17 protein-coding genes are annotated in these 24,727 nt (G+C 64.4%); 8 read left to right on the top strand and 9 right to left on the bottom strand.

Going from position 1 to position 24,727, the window contains the following annotated elements:
- Position 1: 1 nt before the first annotated feature.
- Both rbbA and HV823_RS12910 read right to left on the bottom strand, forming a co-directional pair.
- Positions 2-2,773 (bottom strand): ribosome-associated ATPase/putative transporter RbbA, encoded by a 2,772-nt coding sequence (rbbA, locus tag HV823_RS12915; RefSeq protein ID WP_176950135.1) that lies wholly within the window; start codon positions 2,771-2,773, stop codon positions 2-4.
- Positions 2,770-3,834: an HlyD family secretion protein gene (locus HV823_RS12910; RefSeq protein ID WP_176950134.1), complete on the bottom strand. Its 1,065-nt coding sequence runs from the start codon at positions 3,832-3,834 to the stop codon at positions 2,770-2,772. The genes rbbA and HV823_RS12910 overlap by 4 nt, the downstream gene beginning before the upstream one ends.
- Before the next feature lie 602 nt (positions 3,835-4,436).
- Between HV823_RS12910 and HV823_RS12905 the strand changes: the two genes are divergently transcribed.
- From HV823_RS12905 to HV823_RS12895, 3 genes are all read left to right on the top strand, one after another.
- Positions 4,437-5,843 carry a bifunctional enoyl-CoA hydratase/phosphate acetyltransferase gene (locus HV823_RS12905; RefSeq protein WP_176950345.1) on the top strand — a complete coding sequence of 469 codons (1,407 nt, stop codon included), beginning with the start codon at positions 4,437-4,439 and terminating at the stop codon, positions 5,841-5,843.
- Positions 5,840-7,033 carry an acetate/propionate family kinase gene (locus HV823_RS12900; RefSeq protein ID WP_176950133.1) on the top strand — a complete coding sequence of 398 codons (1,194 nt, stop codon included), beginning with the start codon at positions 5,840-5,842 and terminating at the stop codon, positions 7,031-7,033. Before HV823_RS12905 ends, HV823_RS12900 begins: the two co-directional genes overlap by 4 nt.
- A 92-nt stretch (positions 7,034-7,125) precedes the next feature.
- Positions 7,126-7,506: a hypothetical protein gene (locus HV823_RS12895; protein ID WP_176950132.1), complete on the top strand. Its 381-nt coding sequence runs from the start codon at positions 7,126-7,128 to the stop codon at positions 7,504-7,506.
- Positions 7,507-7,621: 115 nt separating this feature from the next.
- On the opposite strand, the gene HV823_RS12890 is transcribed toward HV823_RS12895, so the two are convergent.
- Entirely contained in the window at positions 7,622-7,891 is a 270-nt protein-coding gene (locus HV823_RS12890) for a hypothetical protein (RefSeq protein ID WP_176950131.1), read from the bottom strand.
- A gap of 510 nt (positions 7,892-8,401) precedes the next feature.
- Here HV823_RS12890 and HV823_RS12885 point away from each other — a divergent pair.
- The 4 genes from HV823_RS12885 to HV823_RS12870 all read left to right on the top strand — a co-directional run bounded on the left by HV823_RS12885 (position 8,402) and on the right by HV823_RS12870 (position 13,422).
- Positions 8,402-10,351: a PrkA family serine protein kinase gene (locus tag HV823_RS12885; protein WP_176950130.1), complete on the top strand. Its 1,950-nt coding sequence runs from the start codon at positions 8,402-8,404 to the stop codon at positions 10,349-10,351.
- 69 nt (positions 10,352-10,420) lie between these two features.
- Positions 10,421-10,561, top strand: a complete 141-nt coding sequence (locus HV823_RS12880; RefSeq protein ID WP_176950129.1) for a hypothetical protein — start codon at positions 10,421-10,423, stop codon at positions 10,559-10,561.
- 1 nt (position 10,562) lies between these two features.
- A complete protein-coding gene (locus HV823_RS12875) occupies positions 10,563-11,870 on the top strand; it encodes a YeaH/YhbH family protein (RefSeq protein ID WP_176950128.1) in 1,308 nt (435 codons plus the stop codon).
- Positions 11,871-11,883: 13 nt separating this feature from the next.
- The gene (locus tag HV823_RS12870; protein ID WP_176950127.1) at positions 11,884-13,422 is read left to right on the top strand and encodes a SpoVR family protein; all 1,539 of its coding nucleotides are present in this window, start codon (positions 11,884-11,886) and stop codon (positions 13,420-13,422) included.
- A 15-nt stretch (positions 13,423-13,437) separates the two neighbouring features.
- Here HV823_RS12870 and HV823_RS12865 read toward each other — a convergent pair whose 3' ends face one another.
- From HV823_RS12865 to xdhC, 6 genes are all read right to left on the bottom strand, one after another.
- A complete protein-coding gene (locus HV823_RS12865; RefSeq protein ID WP_176950344.1) occupies positions 13,438-14,025 on the bottom strand; it encodes a DnaJ domain-containing protein in 588 nt (195 codons plus the stop codon).
- Positions 14,026-14,403: 378 nt separating this feature from the next.
- On the bottom strand, positions 14,404-16,596 hold the full coding sequence (locus tag HV823_RS12860) for a cellulose synthase (RefSeq protein WP_176950126.1): 2,193 nt from the start codon (positions 16,594-16,596) through the stop codon (positions 14,404-14,406).
- 264 nt (positions 16,597-16,860) lie between these two features.
- Positions 16,861-19,344, bottom strand: coding sequence for a cellulose biosynthesis cyclic di-GMP-binding regulatory protein BcsB (locus tag HV823_RS12855; RefSeq protein ID WP_343051859.1), 2,484 nt, complete (start codon positions 19,342-19,344; stop codon positions 16,861-16,863).
- On the bottom strand, positions 19,341-21,518 hold the full coding sequence (gene bcsA / locus HV823_RS12850) for a UDP-forming cellulose synthase catalytic subunit (protein ID WP_176950125.1): 2,178 nt from the start codon (positions 21,516-21,518) through the stop codon (positions 19,341-19,343). The genes HV823_RS12855 and bcsA overlap by 4 nt, the downstream gene beginning before the upstream one ends.
- Positions 21,519-21,606: 88 nt before the next feature.
- Positions 21,607-22,545 (bottom strand): cellulose biosynthesis protein BcsN, encoded by a 939-nt coding sequence (gene bcsN / locus HV823_RS12845; protein WP_210270777.1) that lies wholly within the window; start codon positions 22,543-22,545, stop codon positions 21,607-21,609.
- Positions 22,546-22,678: 133 nt separating this feature from the next.
- On the bottom strand, positions 22,679-23,536 hold the full coding sequence (xdhC, locus tag HV823_RS12840) for a xanthine dehydrogenase accessory protein XdhC (RefSeq protein WP_176950124.1): 858 nt from the start codon (positions 23,534-23,536) through the stop codon (positions 22,679-22,681).
- A gap of 152 nt (positions 23,537-23,688) precedes the next feature.
- Here xdhC and HV823_RS12835 point away from each other — a divergent pair, with 152 nt between their 5' ends.
- Positions 23,689-24,513, top strand: coding sequence for a bifunctional allantoicase/(S)-ureidoglycine aminohydrolase (locus tag HV823_RS12835; protein WP_246301298.1), 825 nt, complete (start codon positions 23,689-23,691; stop codon positions 24,511-24,513).
- Positions 24,514-24,727 lie beyond the last annotated feature (214 nt).

Here is a 24,727-nt window from a genome sequence, read left to right as displayed (position 1 = left end):
GTCACGTCGCCTGCTTCTTGAGGAGCGCCACGCCGAGGCCGAAGAGCACGGGGACGGCGATCAGCAGCGGAACGAAGGCTGCGCCGAGATCGGCAAAATCGAGGGCCTTCGAGAACGAGCCGCGCGAGATGGTGATGAAATAGGTGGTCGGCAGGATGTTGCCGACGATGGCGCCGAAGCCGCGCAGCGACGAGACCGGGTCGATCATGCCGGAATACTGCACCGCCGGAACCAGCGTGATCAGCGCCGTGCCGAAGATCGCCGCGATCTGGCTGTTGATGAAGGTGGAGATCACCAGCCCCATGCTGGTCGTGACGACGACATAGAGGAGTGCCGCCGTGCCGAATACCAGGAAGCTACCGGTGAAGGGCACGCGAAAGACGAATATGGCAAAGGCCGTCAGCAGAACGACATTGAGCGCGGCGAGCACGATATAGGGGATCTGCTTGCCCAGCAGGAACTCGAAACGCGTCACCGGCGTCACGTAGAAATTGATGATCGACCCCAGTTCCTTTTCGCGCACGATGCTGAGAACCGTCAGCATGGACGGGATCATCAAGAGCAGGATCGGCATGACGGCGGGAACGATCGCGATCAGGCTCTGCACATCGGGATTGTAGCGGTAGCGGATTTCCAGCTGGTAATCGCCTTGGGCGGCGGCATCGCCGTAGCGCTGGCGCGCCTTCTGGCTGAGCCAGTTGGCGTGCATGCCCTGCACGTAGCCGCGCACCGTCTCCGCACGCGTCGGCATGGCGCCGTCGATCCAGGCGCTGACCTGCGCATCGTTACCGCGGGCAACGTCGCGCCCGAAGCCCGGCGGGATTTCGATGGCAAGGCTGAGTTCACCATTGCGCATGCGCCGGTCCATGTCCTCGTAGTCGGTGATCGGCGCCTTCTCGGTGAAATAGCGGGAGCCTGCGATCTGCAGCGTGTAGTCGCGGCTGATCGTCGTGTCGTCGCGGTCGAGAACCGAAAAAGACAAGTTCTCCACGTCGAGATTGATGCCGTAGCCGATGACGAACATCAGGACGAGGCTGCCAATCAGGGCTAGCGTGGCGCGGATCGGGTCGCGCTGCAATTCCAGCGTCTCGCGCCTGGTATAGGCGAACATGCGGCCGAAATCGAAGAAGCGCCGCGCGCGCGCCTCGGCCTTTGCTGCCTCGGCCACCGGCGTCACGGCCTGCGGCGGTTCGGCTGCAGCCTCGGACGGCGGCTCGTCGATCGCCTCCTCGAGATATTCGACGAAGGCCTGCTCCAGGGTCTGCGCATTGCGCAACTTGACGATATTGGCAGGGGTATCGCTGACCAGCACCTTGCCGGCGTGCATCAGCGAGATGCGGTCGCACAGTTCGGCCTCGTTCATGAAGTGGGTCGAGACGAAGATCGTGACGTTGTCCTTGCGCGACAGGTCGGCCAGGATCGCCCAGAAACCGTCGCGCGCGACCGGGTCGACGCCGGATGTCGGCTCGTCGAGGATCAGGATTTCCGGCGAATGGACCATCGCAACGGCCAGCGAAAGCCGCTGGCGGATACCGAGCGGCAGCGCGTCCGGCATGGCATCCATCACATCGGTCAATTCGAAGCGCTCGGCCATTTCCGCAACGCGCCCGGGGATCGCGTCCGCCGGCATCTGGAACAGGCGGGCGTGCAGTTCGAGGTTCTGCCGGACAGAGAGTTCGCCATAGAGCGAAAATGCCTGAGACATGTAGCCGATGCGCTGGCGCACGGCCATGTCGTTGGGATCCACCGCCTTGCCGAACAGCCGTGCGGTGCCTTCGCTGGCAGGCAGCAGGCCGGTCAGCATCTTCATCGTCGTCGTCTTGCCGCAGCCGTTGGAGCCGAGGAAGCCGAAGATCTCGCCGCGCGGAATGCGAAAGCTGACATCGCTGACGGCGGTGAAGTCGCCGAAGCGCATGGTCAGATGCTCGGCCTCGATGGCGATCTGCTCGTCCGCGCCGGGCTTTCGCGGCGGGATCGTCAGCTCGACGTGGCCGCGGCGTCTTTCCTCCGGCAGCAGCGCTACGAATGCGGCATCGAGATTGGAGGTGCCGGTCCGTTCCAAAAGCTCGGCCGGCGTGCCGGTGGCCAGCACCCGGCCCGCATCCATCGCCACCAGCCAGTCGAAGCGTGCCGCCTCCTCCATGTAGGCGGTCGAGACCAGCACGCTCATGCCGGTGCGCTCGTCGCGGATCTTGTCGATCAGCTCCCAGAACTGACGCCGCGACAAGGGATCGACGCCGGTGGTCGGCTCATCGAGGATCAGGAGGTCGGGATCGTGGATCAGCGCGCAGCAGAGGCCGAGCTTCTGCTTCATGCCCCCGGAAAGCTTGCCGGCGGGTCGATCCTCAAAGGGGCCAAGCCCCGTGCTCTTCAGAAGCGAGGCAATGCGGGCCTTCCGCTCCTGTGCACCCTGACCAAACAGGCCGCCGAAGAAATCGGCATTCTCGAAGACCGACAGCGTCGGATAGAGGTTTTTTCCCAGCCCCTGCGGCATGAAGGCGATGCGCGGCGAGGTCAGGCGGCGATGGCGCGCATCCGCGATATCGCCGCCCAGCACCTCGATGCGCCCCTGCTGCATGGCGCGGGCACCGGCGATCAGCGACAGCAGGCTCGACTTGCCGACGCCGTCCGGGCCGATGAGGCCGACCATGCAGCCGGAAGGAATATCCAGCGTTATCCCGTCCAGCGCGCGTGTCTTGCCGTAGGAGAGGCCGACAACCTCGATACGCACGACGGCGCTGGCTGTCGCATCCTTCGTCGCGGCGACGCTCATTTCACCACGTTTCCGAGCGCGGCAGGCCACTCGGCATCCTGCGCGATCTTCACATAGGCCACGCCCGGCAAGCCGGTCTTCACCTGGCGGATGTATCGCTTGAGAAGCTCCGGCTCGATCCTCGCCTTGATGCGGAACATCAGTTTCAGCCGTTCTTCCTGCGTCTCGACCGTCTTCGGAGTGAACTGGGCGACGTCGGCGACGAAGGTGGCCTTGGCCGGGATCACGTATTGCGGAATGGCGTCCAGCACGAGCCTGACCTCGCTGCCGAGCGCGACGCGGCCGGCCTGCTCCGTCGGCAGGAAGAAGGTCATGTAGACGTCAGTCAGGTCGACCAGGTTCAGGACGCGACCGCCGGCGGAAAGCACCTCGCCCGGCTGGGCGACCCGGTACTGGACGCGTCCGGCGCGCGGCGACCGCAGCACGCTGTCGTTCAGGTCGGCGTCGATGCTCTCGATTGCGGCCTCGGCCGCCTCGACTGCGGCCTTCGCGTCCACCACCTGCGCCTGCGCCGTGCTGACGGCAGCCTCGGCCGCTGCGAGCTGCGCCTTGGCGGCAGCGACCGTTGCAACCGCCGCCTGATAGTTCGCCCGGTCGTCGTCGAGAACCTGCTGCGAGACGGTATTCGTCCGCAACAGCTGCTCGGAGCGGTTCCTTCGTGTCAGCGCGGCATCCAGTTCGGCCTCGCGCTGCGCGATCAGGGCGGCGGCGGCCTCCTTCTGAGCTTCCTGCTGCTTGACCAGGCTTCCCGCCGTCTCCACGCCGATCTTTGCCCGCGCCAGTTCCGCTTCCGCCTGACGGCGCCGGGCGTCCAGCTGGGCGGTATCCATCCGCGCCAACTCCTGCCCCGCTTCGACGAAATCGCCTTCGTCGACGAGGATATCGGCAATACGACCGGCGATCTTGGTGGAGACGTCGATCTCCACGGCCTCGATGCGACCGTTGCCGCTCGCAATGCCCGCAGGAAGGCGCGAAGCGGTGAGGCTGGTCCAGCCGTAATAGGCACCCGCCGCAACGACAGCCACCACCAGCGCTGCGACTATCCAACCCTTCCTGGTCATCAATCGGAATCCTTCACGTCATGCCCGTTGCTCGGGGCTATTGGCTGGAGCAGCCGCAGCCGGACATCCGCTGCGGCCTCAAGGGAACAGCGGCTCAGGCGGCCCGAGCGGGCGGATATCGCCGTGATGGAGGCACGCGCGGCGGCGGCGTGCGCACGGGAGCGGGATATTGAGGCGGACGGACGGGGCAGCCCATTGTGGCGGCACCTGCAGAGGTTGCACGGGCAGCCCGGCTCCGGGCGGAACGCTGTGGCAGGCAAATCCCGTCCGCCGCCAGAAGGCCTGTCGTCATCCCGTTCACGATCGTCATTGCAGAAACTCCTGAATTTCAAATCATGCGATGCAAAAGACCTATTGTGCGGTGCTCTCTCCAGCCTTGATCAAGGTCAACGTCGGTTGACCGGCTTCGATACTAGGAATAGCGTTTGATGGTGGCAATCGATTTCTGCGGCAACCAGGAGCCGAGGCAGGTTGTGCCGCACTATCGCGGACGAACGATACCGGAACTTCCGGAAACCATGCAAATGCAATCGGTTATCGCCGTCGCCTGCGTTCGCAACCTGCTTTGGGCGGTTGCGGCGGATAAAATTTCGGAGGCGCATATGACCGGCGGTTTTCTCAGGAACCGGGCATTCAATGAAATCTCCCCGGGAGATACGGCGTCGCTGACGCGGGTCGTCGGCCGCGACGACATCGACCTCTTCGCCATGGTCTCTGGAGACGTCAATCCGGCGCATCTGGATGCGGCATTCGCCAGCACCGACATGTTCGGGCACATCGTCGCACACGGCATGTGGACGGGCGCGCTGATCTCGGCGGTGCTCGGCACGAAGCTGCCCGGCCCCGGAACGGTGTATCTCGGCCAGGAGCTCAAATTCCTCAAGCCCGCCTCGATCGGCGACACGATCCTTGCCAGCGTCACGGTGAAGGAGCTGCGGCCGGCGAAGCGCATCGTCGTGCTCGACACCACCTGCACCAACCAGAAGGGTGAACAGGTTCTTTCGGGCACGGCAACCGTGATCGCGCCGGAGCGAAGCATCGAGTGGCCACGCACCACGCTGCCCGACGTGTCGTTGCGCCGCCATGACCGCTACGAGGCGTTCGTCAGGGCTGCGGCTGAAACGCCTGCCTTGCCCGCCGCCATCGTTCACCCCTGCTCGCCCGAGGCCATTCTCGGTGCGATCGAAGTCCGGCGCGCCGGCCTGCTCGAGCCGCTGCTGGTGGGGCCGAAGGAAAAGATCCGCCGCGCGGCGGCACTCGCCGACGTCTCGCTCGACGGCATGCCGATCGAACACACACCGCACAGCCACGCAGCAGCCGCGCGCGCAGTCGAACTTGCCGCTGCCGGCAAGGTCGCTGTCCTCGTCAAGGGCAGTCTCCACACGGACGAACTTCTCGCCGCCGTCGTCTCGGCGACCGGGGGACTGCGCACGGAGCGGCGCATCAGCCACGTCTACGCCATGGACGTCCCCGCCTATCCGAAGCCGCTCATCGTCACCGACGCTGCGATCAACATACAGCCGACGCTGGAGCAGAAACGTGACATCTGCCAGAACGCGGTCGATCTCCTGCGCGCGCTCGGCATGGCCGAGCCGAAGGTGGCCGTGCTGGCCGCCGTGGAAACGGTGAACCCGGCCATGCCCGCCACGCTGGACGCCGCCGCACTGACGGTGATGGCGGCGCGCGGACAGATCACCGGCGCGCTCGTCGACGGGCCGCTCGCCTTCGACAATGCCATCAGCCCCGACGCCGCGCGCACGAAAGGCATCGTATCCGCCGTCGCCGGGCAGGCCGACATCCTGCTCGTCCCGGATCTCGAAGCCGGAAACATGCTGGCAAAGCAGCTGATCTATTTCGCCGGCGCCACGGCGGCCGGCCTCGTGCTTGGCGCGCGCGTGCCGATCGTGCTGACCAGCCGGGCCGATCCGCTGACGGCGCGGATCGCCTCGGCTGCCCTTGCCAAGCTCGCGGCCCGGCCGCAGCCGTTGACGGGATTGATGCGCCTATGACCAAGCACACAACCCAGGACCTGCTTCTGACCTTCAACGCAGGATCGTCTTCGATCAAGATCGGGCTGTTCGAGCTGTCCGACGGGCATCCGCGCCGGATCGCCAAGGCGGTGATCGACCTGCGAAAGCGGCCGCCTACCTTCCACCTCGCCTCGGAATCGGCAAGCTTCGACGCCAGCTTATCTGCGCAGGTGAGCGAGGACCTGCACGACATTCTCGTCGAGGCGCTCGACATTTTCAGCCGGCATTTCGACGTCCAAAGGGTCGCCGTCGTCGGCCACCGGGTCGTTCACGGCGCGGACCTGTTCGACGGGCCGGTGCCGCTCGACGAGGACACCATCAGCAGGATCGAAGACCTGATCCCGCTGGCGCCCCTGCACCAGCCGCAGAGCCTGCGGCCCATACGCGCCATTCGCCTGCTGAAGCCGGAACTGCCGCAGTTCGCCTCCTTCGATACGGCGTTTCATCGCTCCAACGCGGACGTCGTCCGCCGCTTCGCGATACCGCGCGCGCTGCATGACGAAGGTGTCAGGCGCTACGGCTTTCACGGGCTTTCCTACAAGTTCATCGCCGGCGAACTCGCCCGCCGCGCGCCGAAGGATGCGAAAGGCCGGGTGGTCGTCGCCCATCTCGGCAGCGGCGCGAGCCTGTGCGCGCTCGACGACGGCAGAAGCTGCGACACCAGCATGGGCTTTTCCACGCTCGACGGAGTTCCGATGGCGACCCGCTGCGGGGCCATCGATCCCGGCGTGCTGCTTCACCTGATCAACGAGCGCGGCAAAAGCGCAAAAGAGGTGGAACACATGCTCTACCATGACTGCGGCCTGCTCGGCATTTCCGGCATCAGCGCCGACAGCCGCGAGCTGCTGACCGACGACAGGGCGGAGGCAAGGCAGGCGATCGGCGTCTTCGTCTTCCGTATTGCCGGCGAGATCGGCCGCCTTGCCATGAGCATCGGCGGGCTGGAGACGCTGATCTTCACCGCGGGGATCGGCGAAAACCAGCCGAAGGTGCGCGAGGGCGTCTGCCGGCGGCTCGGCTGGCTCGGTCTCAAGCTCGACGACGCGGCCAATGCGGAAAACGCTCTCCTCATCTCCTCGCCGGAGAGCAGCATTGCCGTCCACGTGATGGCGACCGACGAGGAACAGGTGATCGCCGACGAGGCCTACGGCCTGCTCCACAGAGGCTGATTTCGGGATCGCCTGCGGGCGAATGTGCGCCACCGGAACATTGGCGTCCGACGCGACGTTTGGATGTCGATATCCAACGGAGGATCATTGCCATGCAGATTGTCGGAACACAGGTTCATTCCGAAGCCGGCCGCCGAGGTGCCTTCACAGTAGAGTTCGTGGGCGATCACGGCGAAGTCATCAGCGTCCAGCTTACCGGCGACGGCGGTGGACGGCGCAACCGGGTGAACGCCGTCGACGAGGCGCGCGCGCTTCTTGCCGATATCGCCGCCACCAGTGGCGCTCTCCCCGAAATGGACGACGAGAAGATGCGCGTCCTGCGAAGCGCCCGGGAAGCCGGCGATACCCAGGCGCTGGAGGAAGAGCTTGAAGCCGGCCTGCTGGGGTCCTTCCCGGCGAGCGACCCGGCATCGGCGACCACCTCGACCATCCCGGCCGGACGCGCTGGCAAGCGGGCGGCGAAAAAGGGCTGACGCCCTCGATGGGCAGAACAAGAAACGCCGCGGCACGCATGCTGCCGCGGCGTCTCTTCTGAATTCCATACATGTCGATCGAAGCCCTGCAGGGCCCGATCGGATTTTTTCGATCTCACGATTCTTGCGACGAGCATCCCGCCGCGCCCGGTGCGATCGCGCCGTCATTCGCACGCAGGCGGCGCAGCTGCCGCATCAGCATGAGGGCGCTCGAGGTGCGGGCCGACGAGGCCTGCGAACTTCCCCCAATCACCTGCAAGGCGACTTCCGCCTCGTCGGTGGAAACCACGCCACGGGTCGCCAGATCGCCGATGAGAAGGATCAGGGCGCGCTCTACGGCAAGCGCTCTCCTTTCGACTTCGTGATCGTTCGTTGCTTCCTGCATCAGACTGTTCTCCTTCCTTGCCACAGGTCAACGACGGGTCCGGGCAATGGTTCCCCCTTTCGGGGCATGCCTGGGGCGGGACTGCGCCTGCAAACCTCCCTTTGGCATCCAGCAGGAACGAGGCATTCGGCCGCGTGTACGCGACATAAAGAAAGATCGACGAGAGTGCTGACGACCGGGTTTCCCCGTCATTGTTCGCTGCGCTGCAAAAGAAAATTTGCTGCAGCGCGTTCAATCTCAGGGACGTGATTGGCAATGGCGCTCGATATGTGCTCCATTCGCGCTCATGGCCGTTCTTCCTGGGTTCAAGTTCCAGAACTTCCCAAGCCACGAAGGCTTCGCCTTTACTGAGGCGACTGAGCGGTTCGCGCGCGCCCTCCAATCACACAAATCGCCACATTGGCTCATTATTGTGAAGGGAACACTAAGCCATGAAATCCGTTTTCCTGTATAGTGTTTACACAGGCACTGATTCCATCCGACTTCAGCGGGTTGTCCTAGGAGACGAACATGCAAAGGGGTGAGTCCGACGTCTTCAATCTCTTCTCGGAGATTTACTCCAGCACGGCGCGCGAGGAGATGTCTCTTCAGGAATACCTGTTAGCGTGCCGAGATGACAAAAGCATGTACGCCACCGCCCAGGAACGGATGGTGGAAGCGATCGGCGAACCTACCCTGATCGATACCAGCGCCGACGAACGGCTCGGGCGCATCTATTCCAACCGAACCATCAAGATCTACCCGGCCTTCTCCGAATTCTACGGGATGGAAGACACGATCGAGCGTATCGTCGGGTATTTCCGCTATGCGGCGCAGGGTCTGGAGGAGCGCAAGCAGATCCTATACCTGCTCGGACCGGTCGGCGGCGGCAAGTCGTCTCTGGCCGAGCGGCTCAAGAAGCTGATGGAGCTTCGGCCGATCTACACGCTGATGGTCGACGGCAAGGTCAGCCCGATCTTCGAAAGCCCGCTCGGCCTGTTCCACCCCGAACGCATGGCCGACCTGCTGGAAGACAAGTACGGCATCAGCCGGCGACGCCTCACCGGACTGATCTCTCCCTGGGCCGCGAAACGGCTCGACGAGGTCGGCGGCGACATCTCCAAGTTCAGCGTGGTGAAGATGATGCCGTCGCGGCTGCGACAGATCGCGATCGCAAAGACGGAGCCTGGAGACGAGAATAATCAGGATGTCTCCTCGCTGGTCGGCAAGGTCGATATCCGCCAACTGGAAAACTTCAGCCAGGCCGATCCGGACGCCTACTCGTATTCGGGCGGCCTGAACCGGACGACACAGGGCCTTCTCGAATTCGTCGAAATGTTCAAGGCGCCGATCAAGGTGCTGCATCCGCTGCTGACGGCGACCCAGGAAGGCAACTACAACGGTACGGAAAACTTCGGCGCCTTCCCCTACCAGGGCATCGTGCTGGCACACTCCAACGAATCCGAATGGCTGCAGTTCAAGAACAACAAGAACAACGAGGCCTTCCTCGACCGCATCCTCGTGGTGAAGGTCCCCTACTGCCTGCGCGTCACCGAGGAACGGCAGATCTACGAGAAGCTTTTGCGCGAAAGCGAGCTTGCGAAGAATCCTTGCGCGCCGGAAGTGCTGGAAACGCTCAGCCGCTTCACCGTCTCGACGCGGCTTGCCCCGCATGAGAATTCCTCGCTCTACACCAAGATGCGGGTCTATGACGGCGAGAACCTGAAGGACGTCGACCCCAAGGCGAAGTCCGTCCAGGAATATCGCGACGCCGCCGGCGTAGACGAGGGCATGACCGGGGTCAGCACCCGCTTCGCCTTCAAGGTGCTGTCGGAGACCTTCAACTACGATACCAAGGAAGTGGCCGCCGATCCGGTGCACCTGATGTACATCCTCGAGCAGGCGATCCGGCGCGAGCAGTATCCGAAGGAAACCGAGGCTGCCTATCTGGACTTCATTCGCTCCGAGCTTGCCAGCCGCTATGCGGAGTTCATAGGCCATGAGATCCAGAAGGCCTATCTGGAATCCTACAGCGAATATGGACAGAACCTGTTCGATCGCTACATCGCCTATGCCGACGCTTGGCTGGAAGACCAGGATTTCAAGGATCCCGACACCGGCCAGATCCTCAACCGGCAGATCCTCGACAGCGAGCTGTCGCAGATCGAAAAGCCGGCCGGTATCGCCAATCCGAAGGACTTCCGCAACGAGGTGGTCAAGTTCACGCTGCGTGCGCGGGCGAAGAACAGCGGCCGCAACCCGTCCTGGACGAGCTACGAGAAGCTTCGCGAGGTGATCGAAAAGCGAATGTTCGGTCAGGTTGAAGACCTGCTTCCGGTGATCAGCTTCGGCTCCAAGAAGGATAGCGCCACCGAGAAGCAGCATGCCGAGTTCATCCACCGCATGATCGAGCGCGGCTACACCAAGCGGCAGGTCCGGCGCCTCGTCGACTGGTACATGCGCGTGAACAAGGCCGGATGATGCGTATCTCCCGGGGGCTCCCTCCCCCGGACGGTTGTCAGTGTCCCATCGCCCCGGAAGGAATTGGCCATGGTTGCGATTTTCGTCGAAGGGCATACCCTGAGGTACGGCCGCGGCGAAGCGAGACGGTTCGAGCGCAAGACATCGGACGATGCCGAACGCGCAATGTCGCCGGGGCGTGCGCTCGATATCAACCATCCGGGGCTTTAGCATGCCGAATTTCATCGACCGGCGCCTCAATCCCAAAGACAAGAGTATCGGCAACCGGCAGCGCTTTCTGAAACGGGCGCGCGAAGAGTTGAAGCGCGCGGTGAAGGAGCAGATCAAGTCGGTCGGCATCGCCGACGTCGGCGGCGGGCAGAACGTTTCCATGCCGACGCGCGGCGTCTCGGAGCCGACGTTCCAGCCCGCGGGCGATACCGGAGACCGCGAACGCGTATTGCCCGGCAACAAGGAGTTTTCCCCGGGCGACCGGCTGCGCAAGCCGCAGGGCGGCGGAGGCGGAAAGGGCGGTGCGGGCACGGGCGAGGACGAGGACGACTTCCAGTTCTCGCTATCGCAAGACGAAGTGCTCGACCTCTTCTTCGAAGACCTCGAACTTCCCGATATGATCAAGCTGTCGCTGAAGGAGACCCTGACCTTCAAGCCGCGGCGGGCGGGCTACGCCGTCACCGGTTCTCCCACCAACATCAACGTCGCCAAGACGATGCGCAACAGCCACGGCCGCCGCATCGCACTGCGCCGCCCGAAGCAGGCGGAGATCGACGCGCTCGCCGCAGAAATCGTAGAGCTTGAGAAAAAGCCGGGTGCAGAGGCCAAGGAAAGGCTCGCCATGCTGCAGGCCGAACTGGACTGGCTGGAGCGGCGGCGGCGGCGAGTTCCCTTCATCGACACGGTCGATATCCGCTTCAACCGCTTCGAACAGCAACCGCTGCCCAATGCCAACGCGGTGATGTTCTGCCTGATGGACGTCTCCGCCTCGATGGGCGAGCGGGAGAAGGACCTGGCCAAACGCTTTTTCGTGCTGCTGCACCTGTTTCTGAGGCGCCGCTACGAACGGATCGACATCGTCTTCATCCGGCATACGGACGAGGCGCACGAGGTGGACGAGGAAACCTTCTTCTACAGCACGCAGAGCGGCGGAACGATGGTCTCCACGGCACTCGAGGAGATGCTGCGCGTGATTGCGGCGCGCTATCCGGCCAACGAGTGGAACATCTATGCCGCCCAGGCTTCCGACGGCGACAACATCTCCGGCGATTCGGAGCGCTGCGTCAGCCTCCTGAGCGCGGCGATGAAGTATTGCCAGTACTATGCCTATGTGGAGATCATCGACGAGCGCGAGAGCGAGATCTTCGCGCGCACCGACAACGGCACCTCGCTCTGGCGCGCCTACCGCACGGTCAATGGCGAGTGGCCCAATTTCCAGATGACGCGGATCGCCAAGCCCGGCGACATCTACCCGGTTTTCCGCAAGCTCTTCGCCAAGCAGTCGGCGCAGCACCAGCCGCGCAAGTAGATAGGGAGCCGCCATGACGAAGAGCGCCGGAAAGCTGCTGTTCGACGGATCCGACTGGAACTTCGCCACGCTGTCGCGCACCTACGACGCGATCGAGGAGATCGCGCTCGGCGAACTGAAGCTCGACATCTATCCGAACCAGATGGAAATCATCTCGTCCGAGCAGATGCTGGACGCCTATTCGTCCGTCGGCATGCCGCTGATGTACCAGCACTGGTCCTTCGGCAAGCGCTTCGTCTTCGAGGACCACCTCTACCGCAAGGGCCGGCGCGGGCTCGCCTACGAACTGGTCATCAACTCCAATCCCTGCATCGTCTATCTGATGGAGGAAAACACGATGGCGATGCAGGCGCTGGTCACGGCCCATGCCGCCTTCGGCCACAATCACTTCTTCAAGAACAACTACCTGTTCCGGCAGTGGACCGACGCCAGCGCGATCCTGAGCTACATGGAATTCGCCAAGAAATACATTGCCAAATGCGAGGAACGGCACGGCACCGCTGCCGTGGAGGCAATCCTGGATTCGGCGCACGCGATCATGGACCAGGGCGTCTTCCGCTATCGCCGCCCGCCGCGGCTTTCGTCGGAGAAGGAACGCGAGCGGGCGCGCGAGCGGCTGGAATACGAGGAACAGACTTTCAACGACCTCTGGCGGACGCTGCCGCCCTCCACCAGGGATCAGGAGGAAGCCGAACGGGACGCCTCGGAGCGCAAGAAGGCGCTGAACCTGCCGGAAGAAAACCTGCTCTACTTCCTCGAAAAGACCAGCCTGATCCTCGAGCCGTGGCAGCGCGAACTGCTGCGAATCGTGCGCGTCATCGCCCAGTACTTCTATCCGCAGCGGCAGACGAAGGTGATGAACGAAGGCTGCGCCACTTTCGTACACTACACGATCATGAACCGCATGTTCGAGAAGGACCAGGTCAGCGAAGGCACGATGCTGGAAGTACTGCAGAGCCATGCCAACGTCGTCTTCCAGCCGGGCTTCGACGACCCGCGCTACTACGGCATGAACCCCTATGCGCTCGGTTTCGCGATGATGCAGGACATCGAACGGATCTGCACGGCGCCCACTGCGGAAGATCGCGACTGGTTTCCCGACATCGCCGGCAACGGCAACTGGCGCGACACGCTGCTCGACGCCTGGGCGAACCACCGCGACGAATCCTTCATCCTGCAATATCTGAGCCCGGCGCTGATCCGGAAATTCCGGCTGTTCCTCCTGACGGACAATGCCGGCGACAACTTCCTCGAGGTCGCCTCCATCCACAACGAACGCGGCTACCAGGCGATCCGCGCCGCGCTGGCCCGCAGTTACGACATCGGCGCGAACCAGCAGGACATCCAGGTGGTGGACGTGGATCTGCTGGGCGACCGGCAATTGCGGCTGCGGCACAACGTCAAGGACGGCGTGCAGCTGGAAGAGACCAACCGCGACGCAACCTTGCGCCACATCCGTCATCTCTGGGGCTATGACGTCAGCCTTGTGGGGGTCGATGCCGAGACAGGCGAGACGCTCTACGAGTGCTCCACCGACGGGGACATGATGTAGAAGGCGGAAGCGCGGCTACTCGGCCGCGTTGCGCGTCTCGATCTCGACTTCGACGTCGTAGGAATAGCCGTCAAGCATGCCGTAGGCCTGCTCGATATCCTTGATCTGCGCCTCGGCCTTCTCAATCGCCTCGGCGATTGCCTCGCTGCGGGAGCGCAGCATGCTGCCGAAGACGTCGGTCGAGGGCCGCTTGCCGACGCGGTCCATGTGATTGCGTATGCGCGCACGGTGACGCTCCATTTCCATGATGTGGAAACGGGCGTTGACGATCTCGTTGGTGAGCTTGCGGCGAATGGCGGCGATCGGGTCGAAGCTTCCCGGCTCGCGCTCGTCGAGGATCACCTCGTTGATCAGTTTTTCGAGCACCATCAGACCCTTGAGGTCCTTGGTGTCGGCCAGCTCCGGGTCGTAGCCCGTATCGTCATAGACCTTGCGGCGGACCGGATCGAGCAGCAACTCGTAGGCTGCCTTGAGCCGTGCGAAGGTATCGACGTCGCCCCCGGAATCGGGATGGGCCGTCTTGGCGCGGCGGCGATAGGCGGCCTTGATGGAGGCCGTGTTGGCATCGCGCGCGACACCGATAATGTCATAGGGATCGATCACAGTTTCACCCGTCTTCGGCAAGTTCAGCCCTGACGCTTCTCCTAAAGGCTGGCGTCGCTCGCCTCAACCCCGGACTACGCGTCGTGCCCAGTTCCTTGCCCGGCCACCCGGAACGGTGCCGGATCGTCGATCCGGCCATCGCACCGCCTTTTCGTCTCGGTGTGGATGCGCAAACCGTTTCCCGGCTTTCGACATACGCTCCGACCCGCGCGACCATCATAGCCGAAATCCGGCATTCCTATGGTCCTGCTGCAGCCGGCCGGCCACATTTCGGCATTCATCCACGGAAATACGCGCCGCCAACAACCATCCGTCGCCGGCGCCGGCACCGTTCCGTCAATTCGGACGGGACAAAATGATCGTGGCACCAGGGCCTTGTCAGTGCGCCCTCGTTCCCTGGTCACGCATGTCGCCCAGCGCGCGAACCGCGTCCCGCTGACCGGTGGCTGCCAGTGCTTCGAAGATCGCACGCGCGTCGGCCGTGCGGTTCAGGCTCTTGTAGGCATAGCCGCGCAACACCATCAGGTCCTGGCGTTCCGTGCGGAGCTGCGCGAGCTGGTCCAGGAACAGAAGGGTCTCGCGGTATCTGCCGGAATCGAACGCCGCCACGGCTCGATCCGAAAGGATCGCCGACTGGAGCTCCACGGCCCGCTCGCGCGGCTGCTTTGCCTTGGTCGCAGCGACGGCGGCCTCCTTGAGCAGGCCGGCGCGGATATAGGCGAGGCTCTGCCCGTAGGCCGCATCGCGCCGGACGTTCTCGGCAGTGGCGCGCAAGCCGACGCCGAAGGACGCTGCCGCCTCCAGCGGCCGGTTCAGTTCCATCAGGCACCACCCCCGCGACAATGCCGCAGCCGGCGCCAGGGTCTGCGGGTCGAGGGTGGCCCTGCAGCCGGCAACGGTGCGGGCGCGCGCGGTCTTTTCGTTTCTCGCCATCGGGCGCTCGTAGGCGACCACACGCGGTTCTTCGGCAGCGGCCGTCGAAACCACGCCGGTCCCTGTAACGTGAGGGACCGTCTGCTCGACCAGACCAGGCACGGTCGGCTTCTTCTCCGGCTCGCCGACACGCGCGATGCGCTCGGAACGCCCCTTCCACAGCGCCTGCACGGCCTGAAGCCCCGTCATGTCCTTCATTCGCAGCCGGGAGACGGCAAGGCCGTAGGCGGACGGCTCGTCGTCGGGCTTCCAGTTCAGCACGGAAAGGAACCATTGCTCCGCGGTCTTCGGCTGCTCGAAGGCCAGCGCGTACCAACCGAACTGCTGGCCGCTCGCCGGATCGCGCTCCTTCAATGTCACCGCTGCCATTCGCTGCAGGATATCGGAGGCGATGACGACGACCGGCTCGACCGCCAGCGTATTGGCGACCGCGGCAAGGTAAGTGGCCTTGGTCTCGTCGGAAGTGTCGTACCAGCGGTACATGACCGCTTCCGCCTCGAGGGGTGCCTTGCGATCGATCAGCACCAGAGCAAGCCCTTGCGAGGCCGATGCGGTGTCCTCGATGTCGCGCGCCTTGCGGAACCAGCGTTCAGCGGTCGGCATGTCGTCGCGCCGAAGCGCGTACCACCCGACCAGGAGCGCGTCCGATGCGAGCCCCTCGCGCTCGACGAGACGCTCGACCCGCTGGATATAGGGCAGTCCCACCACCAGCTTTTCGTCGTCATCGCCTTCCGCCACGAAGCGGCGGGCGAGATCGTCGCGAATGCTCTCAAACTCGCGCGTGCCGTCGGCCAGCGTCTTCTCGTTTCCGAGCAGTTCCTGCATGTCGGCATAGTCGAGCAGCGCCGCGGCCTTCTGGATCGTGGCGACCCGCTCCGGCTGGTCCGTGCAGTTCTTCAGGATATAGGAATAGGCGTCTCGTGCGCGGATCCTGCGATCGGTGCCGGCGAACGCTTCGGCCACGCGCCAGAGGATATCGACGTCGCTGCAGGTCAGCAGGCTCGGCGCGTCCGCGGCAAGGCTCACCACTTCGGCAAACTTCTTCGCATCGGAGGCAGCGATCAGCTGGCTGCGCCGTTCGGCGAGCGCCAGGCGCTCGAGCAGATCGGCCGGAGGCGTCCAGCCGGGCTCGCGTGCCTGCCGGTCGGCGATTGCGGCGCGGACCTCGGCATAGCGCGATTCCGAATAAAGCTGCCACATGCGCTCCAGCGCCTGGTCGGCGTTCTGCGGCACGGCAAGCGGATCGCGCGGAGGCGTCCAGGTCGGATAAAGCGCCCGCAGGCGGGCGATCTCGGCTTCCAGCCGCGCCTTGTCCCCCTTGCTTGCAAAATAGCGAAGGGCACTTTCATCGACTACGACGGCTTCGCCGCCGGCGGTTGGGCTTTGCGCTTCGACGGGCGCTGGCGGTGTTTCGGCCGGCGGTGTCGCCACAGACGCCTGCGCCAGTTCGATGGGGTCCTCCACAACCCTGCCCGTCCTGGTGTCTGCTCCCGGCCCCGAGGCTCCCTGTTCCACCGACGATGTCTGGTTGAGCATGTCTATCGTGTCGCCGAACAGGTCGACGTCGGGCCTGAGCACGCCTATGACGCTGCCGGCCGCCGCGCCGACGCATGCAAGGGCCAGGATAGCAGATCTCATCGCGATGCCAGTCTCCATCACAGGCATGCATGACACATCACGCACGTCATTCCGTTTAAGGCGATCCGTCGCAAGAACCGCGCCGGAGGCGACGAGGCCAAGCGGCGTGCAAGCGACCGGTAACTATCCGGCGCCAAGCACCGCCGGTGCAATCCTGCTACGGGGGCGGCCTTCAGGTGATTCCACCCAAAAACAGCCCAGGGTCGAGAAAGCCAGATCATGGTAAACGCAGGGTAAATGATTCGGCCAGTTCCGCCGCATCGATCACCTATTCTTGCCAAAACGGCTAAGAAGCGCCGACGTCGCCAGGCCCAGCAGTACGGAGAAGCAGACCAGGAGGACGGCAAACGACAGGATGTTTGTCGAAAGCCAGTTCGCCGCGATCAGCCGGAAATTCCGGATCGAAAAGGGCTGTGTCGGCAGGAAGGACACCTGGGTCGCCGCACGCGTCTCCAAAGCCGGATCTCCGACGCCATACTGCGTCAGCGAACCGTCAAGCTGTTCCCATATCGTCTGCTGCGTCAGGCTGCTCGCTCCCCCCTGCAGCTTTTCGGAAGTCGGCGCCGTCAGGACGAGCCAAGTGCCATTGCCCGACGGGGCGACGCCCTGGCTCAGGACGACATTCGCCGTCTCGGGCGGCAGGAACATCTGCTCGTCGCCCGGAGCAAACCGCAGCGACCCCAGGGAAATGTCGAAGTTCCGGCCCAGCCAGTCGCTTATGGTGGCGAACGGAGAGATGACGCTGGTCTTCTGCCGCCACTCGTCCAGCATGTCCTGATTGAGATTGCCGGGCACGCTTTGGGCCGAGGTGCCCCAGACCTTCGGCGCCTCCTCGGACAGATGGGTCTGGGCGAGCGCGAGCGGCGGTATCTGCGAGATCTGGCCGACGAAAATGGCATCGCCCTCGCCCGTCGCGATCGCGGACGCCTTGGGTATGGTCCGCAGCGGCCGCCCCGCCACGACAGCCAGCTGGCTCAGGAGCGTGGCTGTTGCCGAGAGCGTCTGATTGTCGATGCGGTCGATGAAGAGGTCGACGCTTTCGCCGCGGCCATAGGGAAATCCGGTTCCGGCAACGGCGGCCAGATTGGGAATCTGCGCAATGCGCGCAAAGTCGCCGAGCCTTAATTCGGAGGTGTCGAACAGCGCGAAGCGGGGCTCCTTGCTGGCCGTCGAGCCGGGCGAGCAGACCTGGTCGGCGCGCGTCAACAGCACCGCCTCGAGCTCGATCAGGTTCGGCCCGGGGCGGAAGTGGCGCATGGTGAAGCGGATCGGCAGGTGCCGCAGCACGCTGCCGCCGGAACTGGTGATCGGCACCGTCGAGGCGATGTTGCCGTTGACGTAGATATCGATGTGGCTGCCGGGCAGGACGTCGCTCGAATAGGCGGCGTCGAGCAATATCCGCGCCTCGCCATAGGCATTGCCGAAGAAGTCCGAGGGGATGCCGACGTTGAAGCCGGTGCGGAAGCGCCGGCCGTTGAACTCCGTCGACTTCAGGCCCAGCGCCGAAAACGGCATGCGGGTGCTGCCGGTCAGGAGCGGCGTGTTCATCCCCGTCCAGCGCTGCGTCATCAGCACGGAACGCGAGACGTTCTCGGGGCGGTCGACAGGAGCGAGTATGTTTTCGACGATGCTCTCGACCGCCGGCCAGCTTGGACCGGTCAGCACCAGGAGCCGCGATGCCGTCGCCGGGTTTTCGACGAAGGCTGCGATGCCGCCCGAAAGGGCGCCGTCCGGCAACCTCGGAAGGACGCCTTCCAGCTCCGCCGCGGTACCGACAACCACCGTCAACTCGCCCGGCGACACCTGCGTCGGCAGGGTGGTCGAGAACTCGAAGACCTGGTTCGGCATCGCAGCCAGCATGCCGAGCGCCTGCGACAGGCGCAAAAGCGGCGTGGTCGACGCGGACTGATCCAGCTTCGGCACGACAATATTGAAGCGCGTCTGCCCGTGCCCGTTGACGCCAACGGCGCGGATGTCGTCGAGCGTCGGCGGCATTGTCATCTTCGCCGTATCGAAATCCAGATAGGTCTGCTCGGGAACGATGTCGGTCCAAAGCTCGTAGGTGGACTGGACCGTGCAATCCGTGCGGTGGCGCTGGGAGGCGCTGAAGCTGATCTTGTTGGAGCCCGGGCGCATCAGGCCGTAGGGAAGCTCGATGCTGTTCTCGGTCACGCCGGAAGCCGACCGGATCGTCGTCTCCCCGATGGCCGTGTCGTTGACCTGCACCGAAAGCGTGGAGGCTTCGGGGGCGACATAGATGCTGTTGCGGTAGCCGAAATTCAGCCGCGCGGCGGCCTCGGCCTGATCGGGCGTCAGATAGATCGTCCATTCCCGGCTGGCGAATTCGCCGGCGAGACTGAGGCGATCGGAAGGCACGACGAAATGGCGCTGGCGGGCAGTCGCCGCACTTGCCGGGCTTGCCGGCTGCGCGGCGGGCTGTCCTGCCGGTGTCGAATCCGGTGGCTGCTGCGCAGGCGTGGCCGGGCCCGTGGCGGGTGCGGCCGGTTGCGGCGGTGTGAGCGGTGGCTGCGCGGCGGCCGGCGGCGCCTGTGGCGTCTGCGGCGTCTGCGGCGCGGCCGGCGTGACCGGCTGTGGCCGTGCGGGCGCCGGACTTGTGGCCGGGGGGAGTTGCTTCGCCGGCTCGTCCGGCCGTTCGCCGCTCATATCGAAGGGCATGACCTGGGCATGGAGCGTGCCTGCGAAAGCGCAGGATGCGATCAGCGTTGCAGCAAGCAGCGATCTCATCATGCAGCCCTCTTGGCGGCGCCCGCCTTGGGCTTCATGCTGCGCGCGAGATAGACGAGGCCACGGCTCGTCTGAAACAGCGCCAGCCGCAGGAACCAGAGCGTCCCGAAGAAGATGCCGGGATTGCCACGGCGAGCCATCTGGAAGTCGCTCCACTGGTTCGAATTGGCGAAGATCAGGTCGGCGACGAGGCTGTGATGGCGGGCAACGCACGGGGTGAAGCGGCAACCCACGGCGGTCAGTTCCCCCTGCCCTTCGAAATTGCGCACCAGCACCGGCAGTTCCTCCGGCTCCTCGCCGCTATAGGGCTTGAAGCGGATCGCCGCATCCATGTCCTCGCCGATGATCTGCCGGTCGAGGCCGAACACCTGCACGCGGGCGCCGTTTGCCGAAACATTCTCGATCGTCGCGGGGTAGCTGCGGCCATCGAGGACGAATTCGCAACGGCGGCTCAGCCGGACGCGGCGGCTTGCCGAGCGCTCGCCGCGCTCGGAGACGACGCCCAGCGCGCAGCCGGCGATGATGAGGTTCAGAAGGTTCCAGCCGCCGACCACCGCCGTCACGTCCGCCTTGTAGGGTTCGGCGTAGAAGCGGTAGATGCTGACGAGAAGCGCCACGAAAAGCACGGCGAAGATGACGAAGAACGGCCGGCTGATCTCCGACAAGCGGCTGACGAGCACCGACTCGTCCTTTGCCGTCACCTTGAAGGTCGGCTTGCGCGGATTGATGATCGCAGAAACGACTGCCGGCAGCAGGTGCACGCTCTGCACATATTCGTAGAGTTCGGAAATCCACGGCCAGCGGAACGAACCGTAGAGGTAGTTCTGCATCATCATGTTCACGAGCATGTAGGCGAGCGTGTAGCCGAGGAACTCGCCGCCGGATGCGGTGAAGATCTGCAGGTCGAAAAAGAGATAGAACAGGGGCGCGATCAGGAACATCGTCCGCGGGAACGGGAAGAACCAGAACATCGTCGACGACATGTAGCACAGGCGCTGCGGGAAGCTCAGCCCGCGCTTCAGGAGCGGAAAACGGAACCGCAGGATCTGGATCATCCCCTGCGCCCAACGGCTGCGCTGGCCGATGAAGCTTGCAAACGTCGCCGGTTGCAGGCCGGCAATCAGCGGCTTGTCGACATAGACGCTGTTCCAGCCGAGCGAGTGCAGCGCGATCGCGGTCTCGCAATCCTCGGTGATGGAGACGCCGCTGAAGCCATCCGTTTCCTTCAGCGCCTTGCGACTGAGGACGGCGGCCGAACCGCAGAAGAAAGCGGCGTTCCACTTGTCGAGCCCGCGCTGGATGATGCCGTAGAACATCTCGTTCTCGCTCGGCATTTTCTCGAACGTCTGAAGATTGCGTTCCAGCGGGTCCGGATTGAGGAAGAAGTGCGGCGTCTGGACCAGGAAAAGCTTGGGATCGTCTTCGAAATAGCCGACGGTCTCGAGCAGGAAGTCGCGCGCGGGCGCATGGTCGGCGTCGAACACTGCGATCAGTTCGCCGTCGGAATGGTCGAGGCCGTTGTTCAGGTTGCCCGCCTTGGCATGCGCGTTCTTCGCGCGCGTGAGATAGCGCACGCCGAGATCATCGCAGAGCTGGCGCAGCGAATTGTGCCGGGCGATCGCCGCCTGGGCCTCCAGCACATTGACCGAATTGCGCTTCTGCTCGGTGCCGCCGTCGTCGAGCAGCCAGACCTGCAGGCGATCCGGCGGATAGTCGAGCGCCTTGGCGGCCGCCAGAGTGTTTGCCAGCAGCGCCTCGTCCTCGTTGTAGGTCGGAACGAAGACGTCGACCTTGGGAAAATACTTGAGCTCGCCTTTCCGCTCGGTGCGCTGCGGCAGCGGCATGGAAACGACGAAAAGGCTGAGCGCCAGCATGCCGACGCTGTACATCTCGGCCAGATACAGCAGGATGCCCGGAATGAAGTTCTCGATCTGGTTGACCGGCGGCAGCGTGCTCGTCGTGCGCCAGTAGACATAGCGCAGGACGATCGCCGTGCCGAAGGCCAGCGCGATCAGCCGCCAGATGCCGTCACCTTTCATGATCTTGATCACCGCCATCAACGCCACGATCGTGATGCTGGCGATGAGCTGCGTCTGCATGTTGATGGGGAGCGTGATCAGGCTGATGACGCAGAACGCGACGATGGCCCAGATTGCGACCGTACCAAACCTGTTCATTCCCATTCCTTCGTATGCGGGCGGCTTGGTAAAACTAGCCGCGTCGCGTTAACGAGAAATTAGCCCGCGTGGATATTGCGGGCCGGGCTCAATTGCAGGCGGAGCCGCCTTCGACACAACCGGGTGCCGGCACGACGGGTGTGCCCTTCTGGGTGGCCGCCCCCTCCACGGCCACGGGAGAAGGAACAAGCACCGCAGGCTGTCGGTGCGCCCCTGAAACGTCCGCCGCCGTCGCGGCCGGCGCCGCATTCTCCACTGCCACGCGCCGAACCCTCGGTGCTGCGACCGGTACCGGACGGGTCGACAGCTCCTCTTCCCTCGGCAGGATGGGGCTCGAGTCCTCGCCAAGGGTCGGGTCGACGGGGCGCGGCGCGCCGTAGGGGTTCCAGCCGCCGGGCACGAAAGTGCCGCTGATGGTGTATCCGTACATGAGGGCGAGAAGCTGCCGCTCGTCCGCCTCGCTGTCGCAGACGCGGGCACGGATCTGGATGTTGCCGCGGTTCTGGAACATCGTTCGCTCGTTGTCGCGGGCGCGAATCTGTTGCCAGCCGTAGAGGCAGGCGTCGCCGCTGGCGCTCCGCCCGAAGGCGTATCCGAACGGGCCGTAGTTGTTCTGCAGATAGAGGCCGGACGTTCGCAGCGGCACGCCGGGAACCTGCTGGCGCATCTCGCGGGCTAGCTGCGCCACATGCACGGGACGGAATCCGAGCCTCGTCTCCCCGTCGTGCTCGGCCTGCATCGGGCCGAACATCTGGATGTTGAGGTAGTTCTGTCCGGGAACGGCGGAAGACGTGAACAGCGACACCTTCTGCTCCACCGCATTGGTATAGGTGCGCTCGACCACATCGAGGACGGCAGGGCCGCCAGCGGCAGGCAGGATCAAGGCATCGCTCTCGGCGACGACCCGGTTTCCGGCCGGAATACGCACGCCATCGCGCGCCGCGCAACCGGCAAGCGCGACCACGATCGCGAGCCCGACAAGGCAATGAGCCGGTATGGATTGTCTTGCGACGCAGACCGTTGGCAAAGCAACGCTCCCCGAATCAGTACTGCTGTTCCTACCTCCGTCTATAGTTCACATGAACAGGCAGATAAACCGCAGAACTTGCAGGGCGGCCCGCAGCAGACGGTATTCAAAGGAAGGGCGGGAACGCGCCCGGTCAGGTCGCCACAGAAGCGCCGGATGTGAGCCTGGAGGTGACGGCCGTGCGATAGGCGAGCACCGCGGTGAGAATTTCCGCAGCTGCCAGGGTCGCGATCACGGCGGGGCGCTTGTCCCTCAGCGCGCCCCCGCCGATCGGGCAGACCAGACGGCGAAGCTGAGACGCATCTCCCCCCTCGCGCGCCAGCCAGTTCCTGAACGTCGCACGCTTCGTCTTCGAGCCGATCATGCCGACATAGGCGGCATCCGTGCGCTTCAGGGCTTCGGCTGCAATGAGAAAATCGAGCGCGTGGTCGTGCGTCAGGACGACGAAAGCCGAGCCGGCCGCGGCATCGCGAACAAGCTTCTCCGGCATCGCGGTCAGTTCGGTCTCGATGCCGCGGGCGCGCGCTGCCGCAAGTTCATCTGAACGGCTGTCGACGAGGATGGTACGCACCGGCGCAAGCGAAAGGGCAAGGGCGAGCGCGTCGCCCACATGGCCGGCGCCGAACACATGGACGGTGGGCCTCGCCTCGAGCTCCGCCTCCGCCCGCTCCACCAGCCAGCGGGAGAGGTCGGCGGTCACGCCGGTAAAGGCCAGCGAAACACGGCCGCCGCAGCACTGGCCGATCTCGGGCCCGAGCGGAACCGTCAGCGCCTCGGCTACCGTTCCATTGCGCAAGGCGCGTCTGGCATGGTCGATCGCCAGATATTCGAGCTGGCCGCCGCCGATGGTCGAAAACAAGCCGCCGCGCGACACCAGCATCCAGGCGCCAGCCTCGCGCGGCGTAGAGCCGTCCGCTGCCGCGACCTCGACGAGCATGCAATCGGGTGCATTGCGCAGGAAGTCTCTTATATCCTCGCAGTTGCAAGGCATTGTCAGGCTCCTTGGTGCGGCCGCTCCGCCTCCCCCCGGCCCGAACCGGAACCACGGAAAGCTTCAACAAGCCGCTGCATTTTCGGCGCGTATGCGCTATCGGTCAGCAAATCACGAAACGTCGAAATCACCAAGTCCGCATGGAGGGCCGAATGACCGAGCAAAGCTATTACGCACCGAAGGGCGGTGCCCCCCTGCAGACGCAGCTTCTGACAGGCCGCGCCGTCTTCACCGAAGCCTATGCGGTCATTCCGAAGGGCGTGATGATGGATATCGTCACGAGCTTTCTGCCCTTCTGGGAAAATACGCGCGTGTGGATTCTTGCACGTCCGCTCTCCGGCTTCGCCGAGACCTTCTCGCAATACATCATGGAGGTCGGACCGGGCGGCGGAAGCGAGCGGCCGGAACTCGATCCGGGTGCAGAGGGCGTGCTTTTCGTGGTCGAGGGCGAAATCACCGTCGAGCTCGACGGCAACACCCACCGGCTGACACCGGGCGGCTATGCGTTCCTGCCGCCGTCGAGCGGATGGCGCCTGCGCAACACTGGCTCGGAAGCGGCGCGGTTTCACTGGATCCGCAAGGCCTACGAGCGCGTCGACGGCCTGGATGTGCCGGAGGCGATCTTTGCCAACGAGAAGGACATCACGCCCGCGCCGATGGCTCACACGGAGGGCAAGTGGGCGACGACGCGCTTCGTCGATCCCGCCGACCTGCGCCACGACATGCATGTCACCATCGTCACCTTCGAGCCCGGTGCGGTCATTCCCTTCGCAGAGACGCATGTGATGGAGCACGGCCTGTACGTGCTGGAAGGAAAGGCCGTATACCGGCTCAATCAGGACTGGGTCGAGGTCGAGGCCGGCGACTTCATGTGGCTGCGCGCCTTCTGCCCGCAGGCCTGCTATGCCGGCGGTCCCGGCCGGTTCCGCTACCTTCTCTACAAGGATGTCAACCGGCACATGAAACTCACCCGATAAAGGTCGACAATCGAAACCCGGCTGGCGGCGGCAGATCGCCGCCGGATGCGGCGGGCGGCGCCCGCAATCAAGACGCGCATGACGTGCCCGGGAGAAGGAAAACGCGCCCGTTTTCCCCCAAACCGCTCGATTTCCCCCTTCGGCGGATTGCAACGAGCGTATTGATCGGTAAAGATAATTTTACAGCGCGCCACGCGCACACGGGCGCGACCTG

Source organism: Mycoplana rhizolycopersici, assembly GCF_013378445.1.
GTDB classification, from domain to species: domain Bacteria; phylum Pseudomonadota; class Alphaproteobacteria; order Rhizobiales; family Rhizobiaceae; genus Mycoplana; species Mycoplana rhizolycopersici.
Note: the sequence above shows the minus strand (reverse complement) of the source record. Positions and strands in the feature narration are given on the sequence as shown.

Bases quoted from the DNA above. Each gene is read 5' to 3' on its own strand.
- rbbA (WP_176950135.1), bottom strand. From the start codon at position 2,773: ATGAGCGTCGCCGCGACGAAGGATGCGACAGCCAGCGCCGTCGTGCGT.
- HV823_RS12910 (WP_176950134.1), bottom strand. From the start codon at position 3,834: ATGACCAGGAAGGGTTGGATAGTCGCAGCGCTGGTGGTGGCTGTCGTT.
- HV823_RS12905 (WP_176950345.1), top strand. From the start codon at position 4,437: ATGACCGGCGGTTTTCTCAGGAACCGGGCATTCAATGAAATCTCCCCG.
- HV823_RS12900 (WP_176950133.1), top strand. From the start codon at position 5,840: ATGACCAAGCACACAACCCAGGACCTGCTTCTGACCTTCAACGCAGGA.
- HV823_RS12895 (WP_176950132.1), top strand. From the start codon at position 7,126: ATGCAGATTGTCGGAACACAGGTTCATTCCGAAGCCGGCCGCCGAGGT.
- HV823_RS12890 (WP_176950131.1), bottom strand. From the start codon at position 7,891: ATGCAGGAAGCAACGAACGATCACGAAGTCGAAAGGAGAGCGCTTGCC.
- HV823_RS12885 (WP_176950130.1), top strand. From the start codon at position 8,402: ATGCAAAGGGGTGAGTCCGACGTCTTCAATCTCTTCTCGGAGATTTAC.
- HV823_RS12880 (WP_176950129.1), top strand. From the start codon at position 10,421: ATGGTTGCGATTTTCGTCGAAGGGCATACCCTGAGGTACGGCCGCGGC.
- HV823_RS12875 (WP_176950128.1), top strand. From the start codon at position 10,563: ATGCCGAATTTCATCGACCGGCGCCTCAATCCCAAAGACAAGAGTATC.
- HV823_RS12870 (WP_176950127.1), top strand. From the start codon at position 11,884: ATGACGAAGAGCGCCGGAAAGCTGCTGTTCGACGGATCCGACTGGAAC.
- HV823_RS12860 (WP_176950126.1), bottom strand. From the start codon at position 16,596: ATGAGATCTGCTATCCTGGCCCTTGCATGCGTCGGCGCGGCGGCCGGC.
- HV823_RS12855 (WP_343051859.1), bottom strand. From the start codon at position 19,344: ATGATGAGATCGCTGCTTGCTGCAACGCTGATCGCATCCTGCGCTTTC.
- bcsA (WP_176950125.1), bottom strand. From the start codon at position 21,518: ATGAACAGGTTTGGTACGGTCGCAATCTGGGCCATCGTCGCGTTCTGC.
- xdhC (WP_176950124.1), bottom strand. From the start codon at position 23,536: ATGCCTTGCAACTGCGAGGATATAAGAGACTTCCTGCGCAATGCACCC.
- HV823_RS12835 (WP_246301298.1), top strand. From the start codon at position 23,689: ATGACCGAGCAAAGCTATTACGCACCGAAGGGCGGTGCCCCCCTGCAG.